Consider the following 15,312-nt stretch of genomic DNA (forward strand, 5'->3'; position numbering starts at 1 on the left):
CGCTACGTCCCGGTGATCGTCCGCTCGGCCAGTGCCCAGGGCAAGATGCTGTTCATGCACGCCGCGGGCACCTGGCAGGCGTACAACCTGTGGGGCGGCTACAGCCTGTATCAGGGGCCGAACGGTGCCTACGACACCCGCTCACTGATCACCACCTTCGACCGCCCCTACGACGACAACGGCGCCGAGAAGTTCATGGTCTACGAACGCGCCGCCGTCGTCCTCGCCGAGAAACTGGACCTCCCCGTGGCGTACACAACGGGCGTCAACGTCCACGAAGACCCCTCGATCCTCGCCGGTGCGACCGCGGTCATCTCCCTCGGACACGACGAGTACTGGACCCCCGAGCAGCGCGCCTCCGTGACAAAGGCGCGCGACGCGGGCACGAACGTCGCGTTCCTCGGCGCGAACACCTGTTTCCGCCGCATCCGGTACCAGGAGACCGCGCTCGGCCCGAACCGCGACGTGATCTGCTACAAGACCGACTACAAAGCCGACCCGATGTACCCGCACGACCCCACGGCCGTCAGCACCGACTTCCGCGCCGACCCGTCACCGAACCCTGAATCGTCGATGACAGGCGTCTACTACGAGGGCTACCCCACCGACGCGCCGTACGTGGTGCACAACGCAGACCACTGGCTCTTCGCCGGGACCGGTGTCAAACAGGGCGACAGCTTCGCCCACCTGATCGGTGTGGAGTACGACCGGGTCACCCCGTCCGCGCCCACCCCGCGCCCGATCGAGATCATCGCCCACTCGCCGCTGGTCTGCAACGGAACATCAAGCCACGCCGACTCGGCCTACTACACGGCCCCCAGCGGCGCGGGCGTCTTCGCCAGCGGCACCATGCGCTGGGTCGAGGGCCTGCTCGCCGGAACCCCCGACGGCGGCGACGACAACAGCATGGACGCGCGCACCGGCGCCTTCGTCAACGCGGTCACCACCAACCTGTTCAAGGCCTTCGCGGCAGGCCCGGCCGGCAAGACCCAGCCCCCGCCCCAAGACAACGTCCACACCATCTACGGCTGATCACAGAGCATCAGGTCACCGGAATCCGAGATCACGATTACCGGGGACGCAGCCGAATGAGCGCGCCGCGAGTTTTCGGAATGCGCCCACGAATACACCGCCACACGCTTATGATGAGGTGTCAGATTCCCTTCGGGCCCTGCGTTTCGCCACGTAGCGCCCGTTGAGGAGCGATGTGGCGCGCTTACTCAATTCCTGATCATGCACGGTCGCGAGTTGAACACAGCCTTGAATTGAAGACGGTCCTGAATTGAACACGGCCGAACCCGGGAAATCTCGCCTGCGCTCGACACCGGTGGGAAACCGGCTCGGCCTGGGGGTTGGACGTGGGCATATTCGCGGAAGAGCCGCTGCTTTCCGCTCTGAGAACCCAAGATCGCGCCGCACTCCTGGCGGCGGGAAGCCCGCGCCGTTACGAACGCGGCCGGCAACTCATGCAACAGGGGGTACACGAGGATTTCGTACTGGCTATAACCGCGGGCTGGGTGGTCGTCCGGGCCGACGCCGCCAACGGCCGTTCCCTCATCCTCGGCTTCTGCGGACCCGAGGACTTGGTCGGCGAGCTCGCGGCGCTCGACGGACGGCCGCGCAGTGCCACGGTCAGCACACTGACACCGGTTGAGGCGTGTCTGCTGTCCGGCGCTCGCTTCCACGGCTTTCTCAAGGACCACCCCGCGGCCAGCGTCGCGGTGCTCCGGGGCATGGCGCTCCGGCTTCGGGCGATCAGCAGCCACAGGCAGGATCTCGGGACGCTGCCGGTCCTGCAGAGGCTTGCCCGGCTGCTGCTCAGTCTCGATGAAGAGGCGAAGGACGCGGTCACCGGGCGGCTCTCCCAACAGGAGCTCGCCACCGCGATCGGCGCCACGCGCGAATCCGTCGCGAAAGCGTTGGCGGCCCTGCGGGACCGCGGTGTGCTGAGCACCTCGGAGCGCTCGGTCCGGGTCCTCGACACAACCGCTCTCACCGCGATCGCGGAACTGTGAAAAGCGCTACAGCGGCAGGCGCGGCCCGGCGACAGCATGGGGCGTGGGACGGCGGCGGAACAAGTGGGGGGATCGGCCGCCGTCCCGGCTTACCGCCGCAGCCAGGAGATCCCCGGACCGAGGAGATCCAGCGTGTCGATGTCGAAGTCCCCGGCGCTTCCCGCGGTTCCGCGTTACCTCGTCGAACAGGCGGAGCGCGCGATCGACCGCGCGGACACCAAAGCGGCCACGCTCGCCGCCGTGGCCCTCGCGATCCTTCCGAGCGCCGTTCGGAGCGCCGCGTCCGCGCACGGACCGTCGGCGGCCGCGTTGCCGCAGGTGCTTTTCAGCGTCAGTGTGCTTACGTGGGGGGCAGGTGTCGCGGCCCTGGCCGCGGCGATCCTGCCGCGCCTCCGGCACACGCGCACCGCGGACGGTGACCAGCTGGCGTCCTTCTGCGACCTGCCGGCCAAGTTCGATCTCGAGCGGCTTCGCGCCCTCGTCGACCGCACAAACGACGACGCCGAGCTCTGGCTGCTGGTCCAGAGCCACGTCCTGGGCCGGATCGCGGTCGCGAAGTACCGCATGATCCGCATCGGAATGTCGCTGATCGCCTTCGCAGCGCTCTGCGGCGCGTGTGCGGCGCTCGTGTCCTAGTCCACCGAGGGGGAGATTTCCATGACCGACGAAGCCATGCACCACCTCATCCTGTACTACGACATACAGGACTCGAACAAGCTCGCGAATCCGGCCAAGCTCGCCGCCCGCGCCCTGCTGCGCGAGTGCCGCGACGCGGCGGTGGGGGCGGCGGCGATCCCCGCGGACGCGGCGAGCTTCCAGGACACCGGCGACGGGGAACTGATCCTGTTCGACGCGCGGATCGCCAAAGTCCGCGTCGTCAGCGGCTGGCTCGGCGTGTTCCACACCCGCCTGCAGCGCGCTTACGAGCGCTCGGCGGAGCGCTTCCAGGTCCGCTTGTCCATCCACGCGGGAGAGATACACCCGAGTCTCGAAGGCTTTTCGGGAGACGACCTGGCCTTCGGCGCCCGGCTGGTGAACGCGCCGGAGGCGAAGCGCGTGCTGGCAGCGGCACCGTCCGCCGCACTGGCCGTCGTCGTGTCCGACAGCATCTACCGCCATGTCGTGCGCCAGAACGCGCCCGCGCTCGACCCGGCGAGCTTCGCGCCCATCCGCGTCCAGGTGAAGGAGACAGACACGTCGGCCTGGCTCCATCTGCCCGGGTGGAAGCGGGTTCCCACGCTGCCCGACGCGCAGGAGGCCGAACAACCGTCGCCCGGCCAAGCCCAAGCCGCCGACCCGAGCGGCGGATTCACCTTCCACGGCCCGGTCCACAACGTCGGCCCGCTCGGGAACACGACCGTGCACGGAGACTTCAACCTCAACGGCACACACGGGAGGGCCCAGTGAGCGAAGAGCAGGAGTCCCCCGCAGCCGGCGCGGCGCCCAACGCGCAAGAGGCCTCCGCGGGCGAAAGCACCGAGAACACGACGGAATCCAGGATCAGCGCCGCCCGCACCGATCCGTACCAGGACGCCCGGAGCACGCCGGACGAGATCGCCGCCAGCCGCGCCTACCAGAGTTTCCAGCGCAGCGTGTCGGCAGCGGGCCCGGTCCACAACGTCGGCCCGCTCGGGAACACGACCGTTCAGGGCAACTTCAACATCTACACGGCGGCGGTCGCGGCGGCGGCCCGAACCTCCGGACCGGTGCGCGCCGACCTGATCGCGCAGGTCGTCTCCTGGTACGCGGCCGCGCCCGAGGACGCGAAGCTTCGCAGTACGCTGACCGAGCGGCGACTCGCCGTGGTTCGGGGCGTGCGGCGCAGCGGACGGTCGACGACCGCGTTGAAACTGCTCGCCGAGTTCACTCCGGGCAAGGTGCGGCGCCTCGCCGTCGAGTCGGGGATCGACGAGTCGACCTGTGCCCAGATCGACGAAGGGCACGGCTACCTCGCCGAACTCGGGCCGGCGGACGCGCCTGCGGACGAGGCCGCGCTCGACCGGCTCGCCACCCGTCTCGCGGAGCAGAAGGCGTACTGCGTTGTCATCCTCCCGGCCGGCGACAGCGGCCCCTCGCTGGGTGTCTACCTCCACGACCACATCGCTCCGCCACGCCGGGCCGTCTTCGAGTGCCGGGTCGAGGCTGCGTTGGCGGAGCCGGCGTTCGCCGAACCGTCGAACCGGAAGAATCTCAGCGCACTCAGCCGGGATCCGGACCTGTGGGCGCTGCTCGGAGCCGACCCCGGCCCGGCCGACGAGGCGTGGCTCGGCGGGCTCGTCGTGCGCATCGCCCTCGGCGAGGTCGACCGCGCGAGGGCGCTCACACTAGGGGTCGAACTCATCAAGGGGCGTATCGGGGAATGGCTCGCGGCTCTGCCCCACGGTATCGACTTGCACAGGCATCGAACCGCCGTCGGCGACTTCGCCTTCCGGCTCGCCCTGGCCGTGCTCGACGGCTCCCCGGCCGACATGGTCGCCGAGGCCGGCGAAAGACTCGCCTGGGATCTGCACACCACCGCCAATCCCCGGCTCACCCCGGGCCGGGCCGTGTTCACCAGCCTTGACGAGGGCTGGCTCGCCGGATCAGGGGCCTGCATTCAAGACGGCTCGGTCACGGTCGGCGACGCCCCCGTACCGGCCCGGCTCCTGAGCTATCGGGACGAGCGCCTCCCGATACAGCTGCTGAACGTGGTGTGGAACAGCCGGCCGAATCTGCGCGGCCCGATCCTGCAGTGGCTCCAGGAGCTGAGCCAGGACCGCCGCCCGGACGTCTGGATGCGCGCCGCGCTCGCCATCGGCCTCGTCACCAGCTGGGACTTCGCCTACTCCTACCACGAGGCGATTGAATCCTGGGCCGGCTCGGACAACCCCAAGCAGAGGCTCGTCGCCGCGGTGGCTCTGGAACAGGCGGCGCACAACCAGAACACGCGCGCGGCCGTGAGCACCCTGCTGCGGGGCTGGGCCCGGGGCGGGGACGCCACGCACATGTGGACCGCCGCCGCGGCGTTCGGCTACGGCGACGGCGCGGCCGACACCTCCGCCGTGCTCCGGCTGCTGCGGCGGATCGGGGTCGCCAAGGACGGGTTGCTCGCCGGCATCGCGAGCGATTCCGTCTCCGAGCTGTTCACCCGCGGCCGGTTCGAAGAAGTGCTGACCGCCGTAGACGCGTGGATCGGCGACACCCGCACCGACGAGCACATCCTGGGCCTACTCACCGTGCTGCGCCTCGGCGACCTGCGCGTCCGCCAGGTGCCGAGCATCGACGACCTGCCGCTGGGGATCGACGCGAGGGCGGCCCTCGCCGACCCGAAGCGCGCCGGCTGGCCGCTCATCGTGGCCATCGCGCAGTATTCCGCGAGCCTGGGTCCGCAGCTGATCGAGTGCGTCTGGCAGGCCCTCTCCTCGACGCTGGCCGCCGACACGATGCGGGACGAGATCGGCGACTGGATCCGTTCCGCCGCGTCCTCGCCCGAACTGCTCGTCCCGCTCGGCTGGTTCCTGCGCGGACTGATCGACGACGAGGACGACGAGGCCAGGCTGCTCGACCTGGTCGACATGCTGGCGGCGGATCCGGACGAGCCGATCCCTCTGGAGACCGCTTACGCAGTGCGCGCCGCAGTCCAGCAGAGCCAGACCCACCTCAATCAGATCGCACCGGCCGGAAGGTAAGGCGAGACGTGAACAGCATTAATGAGTTCAGCCCGATCGTCGCAGTGCGCCCCTACATGGGGAAAAAGGCCGAGCCAGTCACCGCGCACCTCGCGCACGTGCTCGTGACGACTAAGGGCGAGCACCGCATCGTGTGGCCGCACGACCGGGCCCATTCCGTGGTGTGGCAGCACACGCGAACCAGCAGCCTGTTCCGGGGCCAGATCAAGACCGTGTACGACATCGACCTTGGAATCCACCACCTGAGGTTCGACGCGGAGCTGCCGGGAGCGGGCGACACCTTCTCGTTCAAGGCCTCTGCGGTCGTCGAATGGCGGGTCCTGGACCCTTCGCTGGTCGTGCGCAGCCAGCTGAGCGACATCCGCCCCGCGGTCCAGCCGGCCGTCATCGAGGAGATGCGGCGGATCGCACGGGAGTTCGGCGTCGAGCAGTCCGCCGCCGCCGAACGCGCCATCAACGAGCGCCTGGTCGGCGAGGCGTTGGACTTCAACAACCTCGCGCAGCTCGGCGACGCCCTGGCCAAAACCGCGTCCAGCGGCCACGTCGGCCGCGAGTACGGGGTGTGGACCAGGACGATCGCCTCCGTGCAGCCCGACCGGTCCAGGCTCGCGCAGTCCGACGAAGTACGCGACCTGAGGCACCAGATCGAGGCCGAGCGGCTCAAGCAGGAACTGCGGATGCTGCAGGAGCAGAACAAGAACCAGGTGCTCGCCAACCGCATGGGGTTCTACCGCGACGCCTTCATGTCGGGCGACATCGAGCGGGCCGTGCTCCAGGTCGCGCAGAACCCGGAGGAGCTGTCCGCGGTGGCGCAGATGGTGCGCGAGCAGGAACTGGCCGGCCAGCGGATGACCATCGACTTCGTCAACAAGCTGCTCGAAGCGGGGGCGATCGAGCGCTGGCAGGTCAACGACCAGGCGAAGGCCGCGCTCGACTGGCTGCGCCAGTCCACCAATGCCGTGTTGACGCCCCAGCTCGACGCGCAGCCCGCGGACGCCGCCGGTCAGCCGCGCAAGCGCGTCCGCAAGACGCCGATCCCGGAGCTCGAATCCGGCCCCGCGCCCGACTCCACGACGACGACAAGCGACGGTGCGACACGCGACACCTGAGCGGACTGAGCGCCTCGGCGCCGCGGTCGCAGCCGCTGATCAGCCGCGCAGCAGCTGGCGGGCCATGACGACCCGCTGCACCTGGTTGGTGCCCTCGTAGATCTGGGTGGTGTATCTGACACAACGCGGTGACCAGGGACCTTACCCCTGGAAGCCGCGCTGGCCAGGCAAATCACTATTGGACCTTGTTGATCGTTGTTGGCTGCTTTCGGTTCTCCGACGCAGCAGAGACGCAACAGGATTCTCATCGCTGCTTACTGCTTCACTCGGTCCGCCTGGTGATCTCCTCGGCCTTCCGACGCACTCAAGTTCTCCGTTCGGATAGCTGGTGGTCAGCACTCACCAACGGTGGTGTTCCATCCGGGACGGCCACGCCACATGATCACTCACCGTGACTGACGACGGGCCGCCGTTGCGGTGCACCAAAATAAGTCGGGTGATGCGAGGCGGTGGGATTCCAGCGGATGGACACCGGTCCCGTGCCCCCTTGCGGGATCTGGGCGCGCTCAGGGACGAAGGGGCAGTTGCATCGTCGAGTACCTTCAATACCAAATAGAACATCAATATAGTAATTTATGGCGCGCGGATCTATGCGCTGGCAGCCTGGGCTCGGTGGAGGAACGGCTGCCCACCCGCGCACGGCCGACGCTCCGAGAGGCGCACACCATCTCCGATCGTCTGCAGGACTGGTTGGATATCCCGCGCGAACGCATCGTCGCCAACAGGCGTGCCCGCAACGCCGAAACCGTGGCGATCACATTTCGATCAGATCCGCGAAGCCCAACGCAGCGCACGCACCGACTTCTCGGAAACCGTCGCTGCGCTGGACACTCTGCACCGTGACGTGAGCGTCAGCACACAGGTGGACGAAGCGGTAAGCAGGGAAATCTCACGCGCCGTGGACGAACAGCGTGATCTCGTCACGCACACCCAGCACCTCAATGCCACTGTCCGATCGCGGCGTAGCATCGTCGCCCAACTGGAACTCGACTTGGCCCGCCACATCGAGGCTCATAGCGCCCAGCTCACCCTGCAGACTTTCGAGTTCGTCTCATGCCCGAGATGCGCTCAAGACTTGCGGGACCGTGACATCCCGCCGGGACACTGCACCCTGTGCCTGCAGCCCGATCCACCCGCCACAGCCGAGCAGGCCGAAGCGGAAACAGCACGGCTGCAAAAGAGGCTCGACGACTACCGCGCCTTACTCGACCAGGACGAGACCACACTACCCAGCAGATCTCGCTCACCCAACTCGCCCAGACGCACCTGGAGCGTCTCCAACGGCAACTCGACGAGATGACACGCCGGAGCGTCGCCCCACACCTGGCCAAGGCCGAACAACTCACCGAACGCCGCGCCCAGCTCACAGCACGGCTCGAACGGCTCGGCGAGGCCCGCGAGCTGTGGCAGAACCTTGAACAGCTGCGCACCAACCTGAGCAGGACCGAAACGGCCCGCAAAGAGTGCAGACAGCAAATCAAGCGAATCAGGCAAGAACTCGCGCACGCGAACGACCGCGTGGACGCCGCAAGCGTAGCCTTCCGCCGCGAGATCCAGATCATCGGCATTCCGGTGTGCCGCAGGCGGAGATCCGCCAAGCGGACTACCTACCCTACAGCAACGGCGTCAAGTTCGATCAAATCCAAGCCTCGGGCGGAGGAATTCTCACCGCCCTGCACATCGCCTACAGCCTCAGCCTCATCGACGTCAGCCTTGACGACGCGAATGTCCTGCTTCCCGCCTTCCTGATCATCGACTCACCCCGCAAAGCCATCGGCCAGACCTACGACGATGCCGCTCTCAGCCTGCGCATCTACAAACGCCTGATCAGCCTGGCCGGCTCAGGCCGCATCCAACTGATCGTCGCCGACAACGATCTTCCGCAGGATGCCCGCACCGAACTGGAAGCGAGCGCCTACACTATCGAAGACCTCGATTACGGACTTGAAGCCATGGTGCCCGGGGTAAGCCACCAGGATTCAGCAACACCCTGGAGACCGTGGAATCCCTCGAGACTGAAAACACCAACGAGAACCTGCTCTGACCAGCCAGGGCCTGGTCGCCAGGATCGCACTGATCCGAGTGATACAGATTCGTGAGATGACTTCTAAGGGGCCAGCCCGAGATAGCGGGTGATGGCGTGCTCGACTTCGGCCATCTCGTCACGCTCCAGATACGCCACCGGATCACCCTCGATATAGCGGGTGTCGATCGACCGGACCTGGTCCACCAAGAACCGGGTCGGAACACCCATGAGCTCCAGCGTCGGCCGGAACACCGCCTCTTGAGCGCTGCGCGAAGTCGGCACGACGGTTGCTACGCTCCACGCCATGGAACTCGGGCTGACCACCAGGCCGTAACGTCTGCCGCGCTGCTCGTGCCCGCGCTTCTCGTCGCCGAGGTTAACCTTGTAGACCGCCCCGCGGATCACCAGGCGTCCTCTTCACCGGACAGATCCTCATCCGCCAGACGCTCGGCATCCGCCCGCGCCTGCCGCAACCAGTCCTCACGCTCCAGCAACCGCAGAGCACGCCGGATCACATCGGTCACGCCCTCATCCGGGCGCTTGGCCGACTCGATGATCCGCCGATCCTCTTCCGTGGGCCGGAACGCCACCTGCGAAGTTCCCATGGCTCATACGATACCCATCCGTCAAACAGATGTCTAGCAAATGTCAGACGCTACTCACGGCCTGATGACGAACGGCGCCGAGCGACTCATGGCGACATCCGGACGTGTCACACCATGCGGCGGGACGAGGCTTCGACCCCGACCACCGTCGCTTCGCGAACGGCGATCGATACGGCATGAACCAAGGCCACTCCTCCGACTCGGACCGCCCCTAGCTTGGTTCGGTCAGCGGTCCCAGGCGCTAAGAAGGCTCGTCCCGTCGGCGGTCGACGGAGTTGCATCGGTTCAGTCTTGAGGCAGTGGACAAACCGGGATGACTGTCCAGTGCCTGGCAGCCCGTTCTCCGCAACCATAGGCTGACCGCCCCAACGTTGTCGGTGTCTTCCTCAGCTGTGAGTCTTGTGCGTGCACTCGCTTCAGCACAGCCGGCACACCCGGTGGACCCGGGTTCTTCGGCAGGACGGTCCGAGAACGCGCCCACGTCCGAGACGGCGATTCCGGGACGACAGGCCCCTGGCCGGGATCATTGCTGGCTCGAGCACAGAGGGCCTGTGTAAGGCACAGTTGTCGCGGAGATCGCAAGAACGGCGGGACAGACAGCAACACCTCCGCGAGAAGCTTCTTCGAGTGTGTGATGACCATCGCCCGAGAGGCACCTCCAAGATCTAGGCAGATACCGTTGAACTTCGCGTTGCGGCGCCGCATCAGCAAGTAAAGCGTCAGTACGGAGCGCGTGGATCGATGCTCGCCGATCACCATCGTTTCGCTGTTGTGTGAGACAACGGAAGGCAGCCAGCCACGACGAGAAACAACGAGCAACCTCGACGCAACAGGCGCGAAGTCAGCCATGGAAGATCTTGTCAGGCTACTGACCCCCGCACGCCCTTTATCAGCCCCTGAGCAGCTGACGCGCCATCACGACGCGCTGGACCTGGTTGGTGCCCTCGTAGATCTGGGTGATCTTGGCGTCGCGCATCATCCGCTCGACCGGGTAGTCCTGCGTGTAGCCGTAGCCGCCGAGGAGCTGGACCGCGTCGGTGGTGATCTCCATCGCGGCGTCGGAGGCGAAGCACTTGGCCGCGGCGCCGAAGAAGGTCAGGTCCGGGTCGTTGCGCTCCGACTTCGCCGCGGCCGCGTAGGTCATCTGGCGCGCCGCGGTGAGCTTCATCGCCATGTCGGCGAGCATGAACTGCACGCCCTGCAGCTCGCCGATCGCCTTGCCGAACTGCTTGCGCTGCTTGACGTACTCGGTCGCGTAGTCCAGCGCGCCCTGCGCCACGCCGACCGCCTGCGCGGCGATGGTGACGCGGGTGTGGTCCAGCGTGCGCATGGCGGTCTTGAAGCCGGTCCCGGGCTCGCCGATGATCCGGTCGCCGGGGATCCACACGTTGTCGAAGTAGAGCTCCCGGGTGGGCGAGCCCTTGATCCCGAGCTTCTTCTCCTTGGCGCCGAAGGTGAAGCCCTCGTCGCTCATCTCCACCACGAAGGCCGAGATGCCCTTGGTGCCGATGCCCGGCTCGGTCACCGCCATGACGGTGTAGTACTCGGAGACGCCGGCGTTGGTGATCCACCGCTTGACGCCGTTGAGCCGCCAGCCGTCGCCGTCGGGCACCGCGCGCGTGGTCATGCCGCCCGCGTCGGACCCCGCCTCCGGCTCGGACAGGGCGTAGGAGAACATCGCCCGCCCCTCGGCCACCGGGCGCAGATACTTCTGCTTCAGCTCCTCCGAAGCGGACAGGATGACCGGCATCGTGCCCAGCTTGTTCACCGCGGGAATCAGCGACGACGACATGCAGGCGCGCGCCACCTCCTCGATGACGATGCAGGTGGCCAGCGCGTCCGCCCCGGCGCCGCCGTACTGCTCCGGGATGTGGATGGCGTGCATGTCCGCGGCGTGGAGGGCGTCGTGCGCCTCTTGCGGATAGCGCGACTCGGCGTCGACCGCCGCCGCGTACGGCGCGATCTTCGTCTCGACGAGGGAACGCACCGACTCGCGAAGCAGCTCGTGCTCCTCGCGGACGGTGTAGAGGTCGAAGTCCTGGTCCTGGGTCACGCATGACATTGTTACCCACTGGTAAGAAGCACGCTAGAGGTGGGCTAACGTCCAGGTTGAGCCGAACGGCTATCGTTCGCGGTGGACCCGCGACGAAAGGCTTTCGACGTGAGAAGAGTCACCGTCCTCGGCACCGGCTACCTCGGCGCCACCCACGCGGCGTGCATGGCCGAGCTCGGCTACGAGGTCCTGGGCATGGATGTCGACGCGGGCAAGATCGCCGCCCTGTCCGCCGGAACAGTTCCCTTCTACGAACCGGGACTCGACGAGCTTCTAGCGAAGCACGTGTCCTCGGGTCGGCTGCGGTTCACCTCCTCCTACGCCGACGTGGCCGCGTTCGGCGGGGACGAGCGCGGCGCGACGGTCCACTTCATCTGCGTGAACACGCCGCAAAAGAAGGGCGAGTACGCCGCCGACCTGCGCTTCGTCGAGTCGGTGGCGGACGGCCTCGCCCCGCACCTGGACGTCCCTACGCTGATCGTCGGCAAGTCCACCATCCCGGCCGGCACCGCGGTGCGGCTGAGCGAGCGGTTCGCCGAGCAGGCGCCGGCAGGCGACGGGGTCGAGGTGGCGTGGAACCCCGAGTTCCTACGCGAGGGCCACGCGGTCAAGGACACGCTGCATCCGGACCGACTGGTCTTCGGGGTCGCCTCGGCCCGCGCGGAGGAGGCGTTGCGCGCGATCTACGCCCCTCTGCTGGAGGAGGGCGTGCCGCTGGTGGTGACCGACCTCGCGACGGCGGAGCTGGTGAAGAACGCGGCGAACGCCTTCCTGTCGACCAAGATCTCGTTCATCAACGCGATGGCTGAGGTGTGCGAGGCAGCCGGCGGCGACGTGATGCGGCTGGCCGAGGCGCTGTCGTACGACGCCCGGATCGGCGGCCGGTTCCTGGTACCAGGCCTCGGCTTCGGCGGCGGCTGCCTGCCGAAGGACATCCGCGCGTTCATGGCCCGGGCCGGCGAGCTGGGCGCGGACCAGGCGCTGACATTCCTCAAGGAGGTCGACGAGATCAACATGCGGCGGCGCACCCGGATGGTGGATCTGGCGCGGGAGCAGTGCGACGGGTCGTTCCTGGGCAAGCGCATCGCGGTGTGGGGCGCGGCGTTCAAGCCGGACTCGGATGACGTGCGCGACTCCCCGGCGCTCAACGTCGCGGCCTCGATCCTGCTCCAGGGCGGCCAGGTGACGGCGTACGACCCGAAGGCGAACGACAACGCCGCAAAGCTGTTCCCGACGCTGACCTACGCGGACTCGGCGATGGAGGCGGCGGCGGGCGCACACGTGATCTTGCACCTGACCGAGTGGGCCGAATTCCGCGAGCTCGACCCGCAGACGGTCGGCGCGGAGGTGACGCAGCGTCGGATCGTGGACGGCCGCAACGCGCTCGACGCGGACAAGTGGCACCAGGCCGGCTGGACGTACCGCGCACTCGGCCGCCCGATCTTCGGACTGCCGGAAAAGTCGTAGCACTGCGGGGCGATCTATGACGACCGGTCGTTTTGAACCGTTTGGGCGGCGGGCCGTTTTGAACGGTGACGATGACCGGTCGTTTTTTAAGCTCTGTAACGAGTCGCGCTCGTTGGTCGGCGCTCACAGGCGGGCAGAGATGTGGCGCGGTGGACTACGGACTACTCCTTCTCCGCGGCGGCCGACCCTGCGAGCCGCATCCGCAGTACTGCGCCCTTCGCGCGGGCCTGCGCCTCGAGGTCGTCCTGGAAGGCGCGCATCGCGGCGAGGATCGCCGGGTCGTGCGCGGCGAGAATCCGGGCGGCCAGCAGACCTGCGTTCCGCGCGCCGCCGATGGAGACCGTCGCGACCGGCACCCCGGCGGGCATCTGGACGATCGACAGCAGCGAGTCCATACCGTCGAGGTGCTTAAGCGGCACCGGGACGCCAATGACCGGCAGCGGGGTGACTGCGGCCAGCATCCCCGGCAGGTGCGCAGCGCCGCCCGCCCCGGCGATGATCGCCTTCAGGCCACGCGAGGCCGCCCGCGTACCGTACTCGATCATCGTCTGAGGCATTCGGTGCGCGGAGACGACATCCACCTCGAACGGGATCTCGAACTCGGCCAGAGCCTCGCCCGCGGCGCGCATCACCGGCCAGTCCGAGTCAGAGCCCATGACGATCCCGACCAGCGGCCGCTCAGCACCGGCTGACGCTGCGTTGTCCGACGCTGCGTCAGTCGGCGCAGCACTGCCGGATTCGGGGCCGTCGGCGGCGAAGCCCGTCATTCGTCGATCTCTCCCCGCAGGTAGGCGGCGGCGTGCCGGGCCCGCTCGACGCAATCGCCGAGGTCGGTACCGAGCACCGTGACGTGGCCGATCTTACGGCCGGCCTTGACCGCCTTGCCGTACATGTGGATCTTCAAGCCGGGGTCGCGGGCCATGCAGTGCAGATAGGCCCGGTACACGTCGGACAGGTCCAGCCCGAGCACGTTGGCCATGACCGCGACCGGGGCGTGCGGGGTCGGCGCGCCGAGCGGCAGGTCCAGCACCGCGCGCAGGTGGTTCTCGAACTGGCTGGTCACCGCGCCGTCGATGGTCCAGTGGCCCGAGTTGTGCGGCCGCATCGCCAGCTCGTTCACGGTCAGCGAGCCGTCGGCGCTCTGGAACAGCTCGACCGCGAGCATGCCGGTGACGTCCAGTTCCTTCGCGATCGTCAACGCGATCCGCTGCGCCTCGGCGGCCCGGCCGGCGGACAACCCAGGCGCCGGGGCGTACACCTCGCGGCACACGCCGTCGCGCTGCACGGTTTCGACTACCGGATAAGCCACCGCCTGGCCGTACGGCGAACGGGCCACCTGAGCCGACAACTCACGCTCGAAGGGCACGAAGCGCTCGGCGATCAGCTCGACTCCACGCACCGCCGCGCCGTCCGTGACTCGCGCGGCCTCCTCGGCGTCCTCGACGCGCCAGACGCCCTTGCCGTCGTAGCCGCCACGCGTCGCCTTGAGAATCACCGGCCAGCCGCCGGTATCCGCCGCGAACGCGGCGACCTCGCCAGAGCCCGCGACCCGCCGCCAGTCCGGGCACGGCACGCCGAGCGCGCTCAGCCGCTCTCGCATGACGGCCTTGTCCTGGGCGTGGATCAGGGCTCCCGCGCCCGGACGCACCGGCACCCCGTCCTCGATCAGGAGGTCCAGGATCTCGGTCGGGACGTGCTCATGGTCGAACGTGACCACGTCGCACCCGCGGGCGAACGCGCGGACCGCGGCCGGGTCGTCGTGCCGGCCGATCACCACGTCCGGGATCACCTGGGCGGCCGATTCGTCGGCGCGCGCCGCCAGCACTCGCAGCCGCGCGCCGAGCCCGATCGCCGCAGGCTGCATCATCCGCGCGAGCTGACCTGCCCCGATCACGCCGACGACGGGCATGTCGATGCCGGAGCCAGCGGAGGCGGATGGGGCCATAGAGGTCTCTGCGGATGCAGTTGTTGAATGCGGAACGCTCAAGCTCACAAAGGTAAGCCTAACGGCGCAGCGACACGCCAAATGCCACGAAAGCGCAGCCCACCGGCGGTCGAGACGGCGACCGCCGGAAGCGGGACTGCGATCGGGGGGAGACCTACGCCGTGACGTTCGTCACATAAGAGCACGCCACCTGGCTCGATCCGGCCAGTTCCACGCCACACCTGGGACCCGGGCTGCCACGACTGATTGTTTGTGCTGTCATGGAGCTCGCACGGTGTGACCAACACCAATCCGTCGGCAAATGGTCCGTCACAGGTCTGCTACGGACGTTCCGCCGCCGGAGATCCGCTCGCCATGACTCGCTACGCTCGTAGGGTGCCCTCGGAAGTCAGGTAGGTAACCCACAGTGTCGTACGTGCACGCC

At 67.8% G+C, this 15,312-nt stretch carries 15 protein-coding genes; 8 read left to right on the forward strand and 7 right to left on the reverse strand.

What is annotated here, in order from left to right:
• The 6 genes from VGZ32_RS02925 to VGZ32_RS02950 form a co-directional block, all read left to right on the forward strand.
• Positions 1 to 1,032 (forward strand): N,N-dimethylformamidase beta subunit family domain-containing protein (locus tag VGZ32_RS02925; RefSeq protein ID WP_326884214.1); only part of this gene is annotated, 1,032 nt, incomplete at its 5' end.
• Positions 1,033 to 1,358: 326 nt separating this feature from the next.
• Positions 1,359 to 2,015 (forward strand): Crp/Fnr family transcriptional regulator, encoded by a 657-nt coding sequence (locus VGZ32_RS02930; protein WP_326884215.1) that lies wholly within the window; start codon positions 1,359 to 1,361, stop codon positions 2,013 to 2,015.
• 138 nt (positions 2,016 to 2,153) lie between these two features.
• Positions 2,154 to 2,651, forward strand: a complete 498-nt coding sequence (locus VGZ32_RS02935; RefSeq protein WP_326884228.1) for a Pycsar system effector family protein — start codon at positions 2,154 to 2,156, stop codon at positions 2,649 to 2,651.
• Positions 2,652 to 2,672: 21 nt separating this feature from the next.
• Positions 2,673 to 3,422, forward strand: coding sequence for a hypothetical protein (locus VGZ32_RS02940; protein WP_326884216.1), 750 nt, complete (start codon positions 2,673 to 2,675; stop codon positions 3,420 to 3,422).
• Positions 3,419 to 5,683: a hypothetical protein gene (locus VGZ32_RS02945; RefSeq protein ID WP_326884217.1), complete on the forward strand. Its 2,265-nt coding sequence runs from the start codon at positions 3,419 to 3,421 to the stop codon at positions 5,681 to 5,683. Before VGZ32_RS02940 ends, VGZ32_RS02945 begins: the two co-directional genes overlap by 4 nt.
• 8 nt (positions 5,684 to 5,691) lie before the next feature.
• Complete coding sequence (locus tag VGZ32_RS02950) at positions 5,692 to 6,792, forward strand: hypothetical protein (RefSeq protein ID WP_326884218.1); 1,101 nt, start codon at positions 5,692 to 5,694, stop codon at positions 6,790 to 6,792.
• A gap of 889 nt (positions 6,793 to 7,681) precedes the next feature.
• Here VGZ32_RS02950 and VGZ32_RS02955 read toward each other — a convergent pair.
• A complete protein-coding gene (locus VGZ32_RS02955; RefSeq protein WP_326884219.1) occupies positions 7,682 to 7,807 on the reverse strand; it encodes a hypothetical protein in 126 nt (41 codons plus the stop codon).
• 176 nt (positions 7,808 to 7,983) lie between these two features.
• Positions 7,984 to 8,298: a hypothetical protein gene (locus VGZ32_RS02960; protein ID WP_326884220.1), complete on the reverse strand. Its 315-nt coding sequence runs from the start codon at positions 8,296 to 8,298 to the stop codon at positions 7,984 to 7,986.
• A gap of 68 nt (positions 8,299 to 8,366) precedes the next feature.
• Here VGZ32_RS02960 and VGZ32_RS02965 point away from each other — a divergent pair, with 68 nt between their 5' ends.
• Complete coding sequence (locus VGZ32_RS02965; protein WP_326884221.1) at positions 8,367 to 8,891, forward strand: hypothetical protein; 525 nt, start codon at positions 8,367 to 8,369, stop codon at positions 8,889 to 8,891.
• Positions 8,892 to 8,899: 8 nt separating this feature from the next.
• Here VGZ32_RS02965 and VGZ32_RS02970 read toward each other — a convergent pair whose 3' ends face one another.
• The 3 genes from VGZ32_RS02970 to VGZ32_RS02980 all read right to left on the reverse strand — a co-directional run bounded on the left by VGZ32_RS02970 (position 8,900) and on the right by VGZ32_RS02980 (position 11,476).
• Positions 8,900 to 9,223 carry a type II toxin-antitoxin system PemK/MazF family toxin gene (locus VGZ32_RS02970; protein ID WP_326884222.1) on the reverse strand — a complete coding sequence of 108 codons (324 nt, stop codon included), beginning with the start codon at positions 9,221 to 9,223 and terminating at the stop codon, positions 8,900 to 8,902.
• Positions 9,220 to 9,423 (reverse strand): hypothetical protein, encoded by a 204-nt coding sequence (locus tag VGZ32_RS02975; RefSeq protein ID WP_326884223.1) that lies wholly within the window; start codon positions 9,421 to 9,423, stop codon positions 9,220 to 9,222. Before VGZ32_RS02975 ends, VGZ32_RS02970 begins: the two co-directional genes overlap by 4 nt.
• 889 nt (positions 9,424 to 10,312) lie before the next feature.
• Complete coding sequence (locus VGZ32_RS02980) at positions 10,313 to 11,476, reverse strand: acyl-CoA dehydrogenase family protein (protein ID WP_326884224.1); 1,164 nt, start codon at positions 11,474 to 11,476, stop codon at positions 10,313 to 10,315.
• Positions 11,477 to 11,584: 108 nt separating this feature from the next.
• Here VGZ32_RS02980 and VGZ32_RS02985 point away from each other — a divergent pair, with 108 nt between their 5' ends.
• Positions 11,585 to 12,943 (forward strand): UDP-glucose/GDP-mannose dehydrogenase family protein, encoded by a 1,359-nt coding sequence (locus VGZ32_RS02985; RefSeq protein WP_326884225.1) that lies wholly within the window; start codon positions 11,585 to 11,587, stop codon positions 12,941 to 12,943.
• 161 nt (positions 12,944 to 13,104) lie between these two features.
• Here the strand turns inward: VGZ32_RS02985 and purE are convergent, their stop codons facing one another.
• Positions 13,105 to 13,599 carry a 5-(carboxyamino)imidazole ribonucleotide mutase gene (gene purE / locus VGZ32_RS02990; protein WP_349263461.1) on the reverse strand — a complete coding sequence of 165 codons (495 nt, stop codon included), beginning with the start codon at positions 13,597 to 13,599 and terminating at the stop codon, positions 13,105 to 13,107.
• A gap of 107 nt (positions 13,600 to 13,706) precedes the next feature.
• Complete coding sequence (locus VGZ32_RS02995) at positions 13,707 to 14,888, reverse strand: 5-(carboxyamino)imidazole ribonucleotide synthase (protein ID WP_326884227.1); 1,182 nt, start codon at positions 14,886 to 14,888, stop codon at positions 13,707 to 13,709.
• Positions 14,889 to 15,312: the final 424 nt, after the last annotated feature.

The organism is Actinocrinis sp., assembly GCF_035938995.1.
Classification (GTDB): domain Bacteria; phylum Actinomycetota; class Actinomycetes; order Streptomycetales; family Catenulisporaceae; genus DASZGI01.

Bases quoted from the DNA above. Each gene is read 5' to 3' on its own strand.
- VGZ32_RS02935 (WP_326884228.1), top strand. From the start codon at position 2,154: ATGTCGAAGTCCCCGGCGCTTCCCGCGGTTCCGCGTTACCTCGTCGAA.
- VGZ32_RS02995 (WP_326884227.1), bottom strand. From the start codon at position 14,888: ATGGCCCCATCCGCCTCCGCTGGCTCCGGCATCGACATGCCCGTCGTC.
- VGZ32_RS02975 (WP_326884223.1), bottom strand. From the start codon at position 9,423: ATGGGAACTTCGCAGGTGGCGTTCCGGCCCACGGAAGAGGATCGGCGG.
- VGZ32_RS02940 (WP_326884216.1), top strand. From the start codon at position 2,673: ATGACCGACGAAGCCATGCACCACCTCATCCTGTACTACGACATACAG.
- VGZ32_RS02955 (WP_326884219.1), bottom strand. From the start codon at position 7,807: ATGAGCCTCGATGTGGCGGGCCAAGTCGAGTTCCAGTTGGGCGACGAT.
- purE (WP_349263461.1), bottom strand. From the start codon at position 13,599: ATGGGCTCTGACTCGGACTGGCCGGTGATGCGCGCCGCGGGCGAGGCT.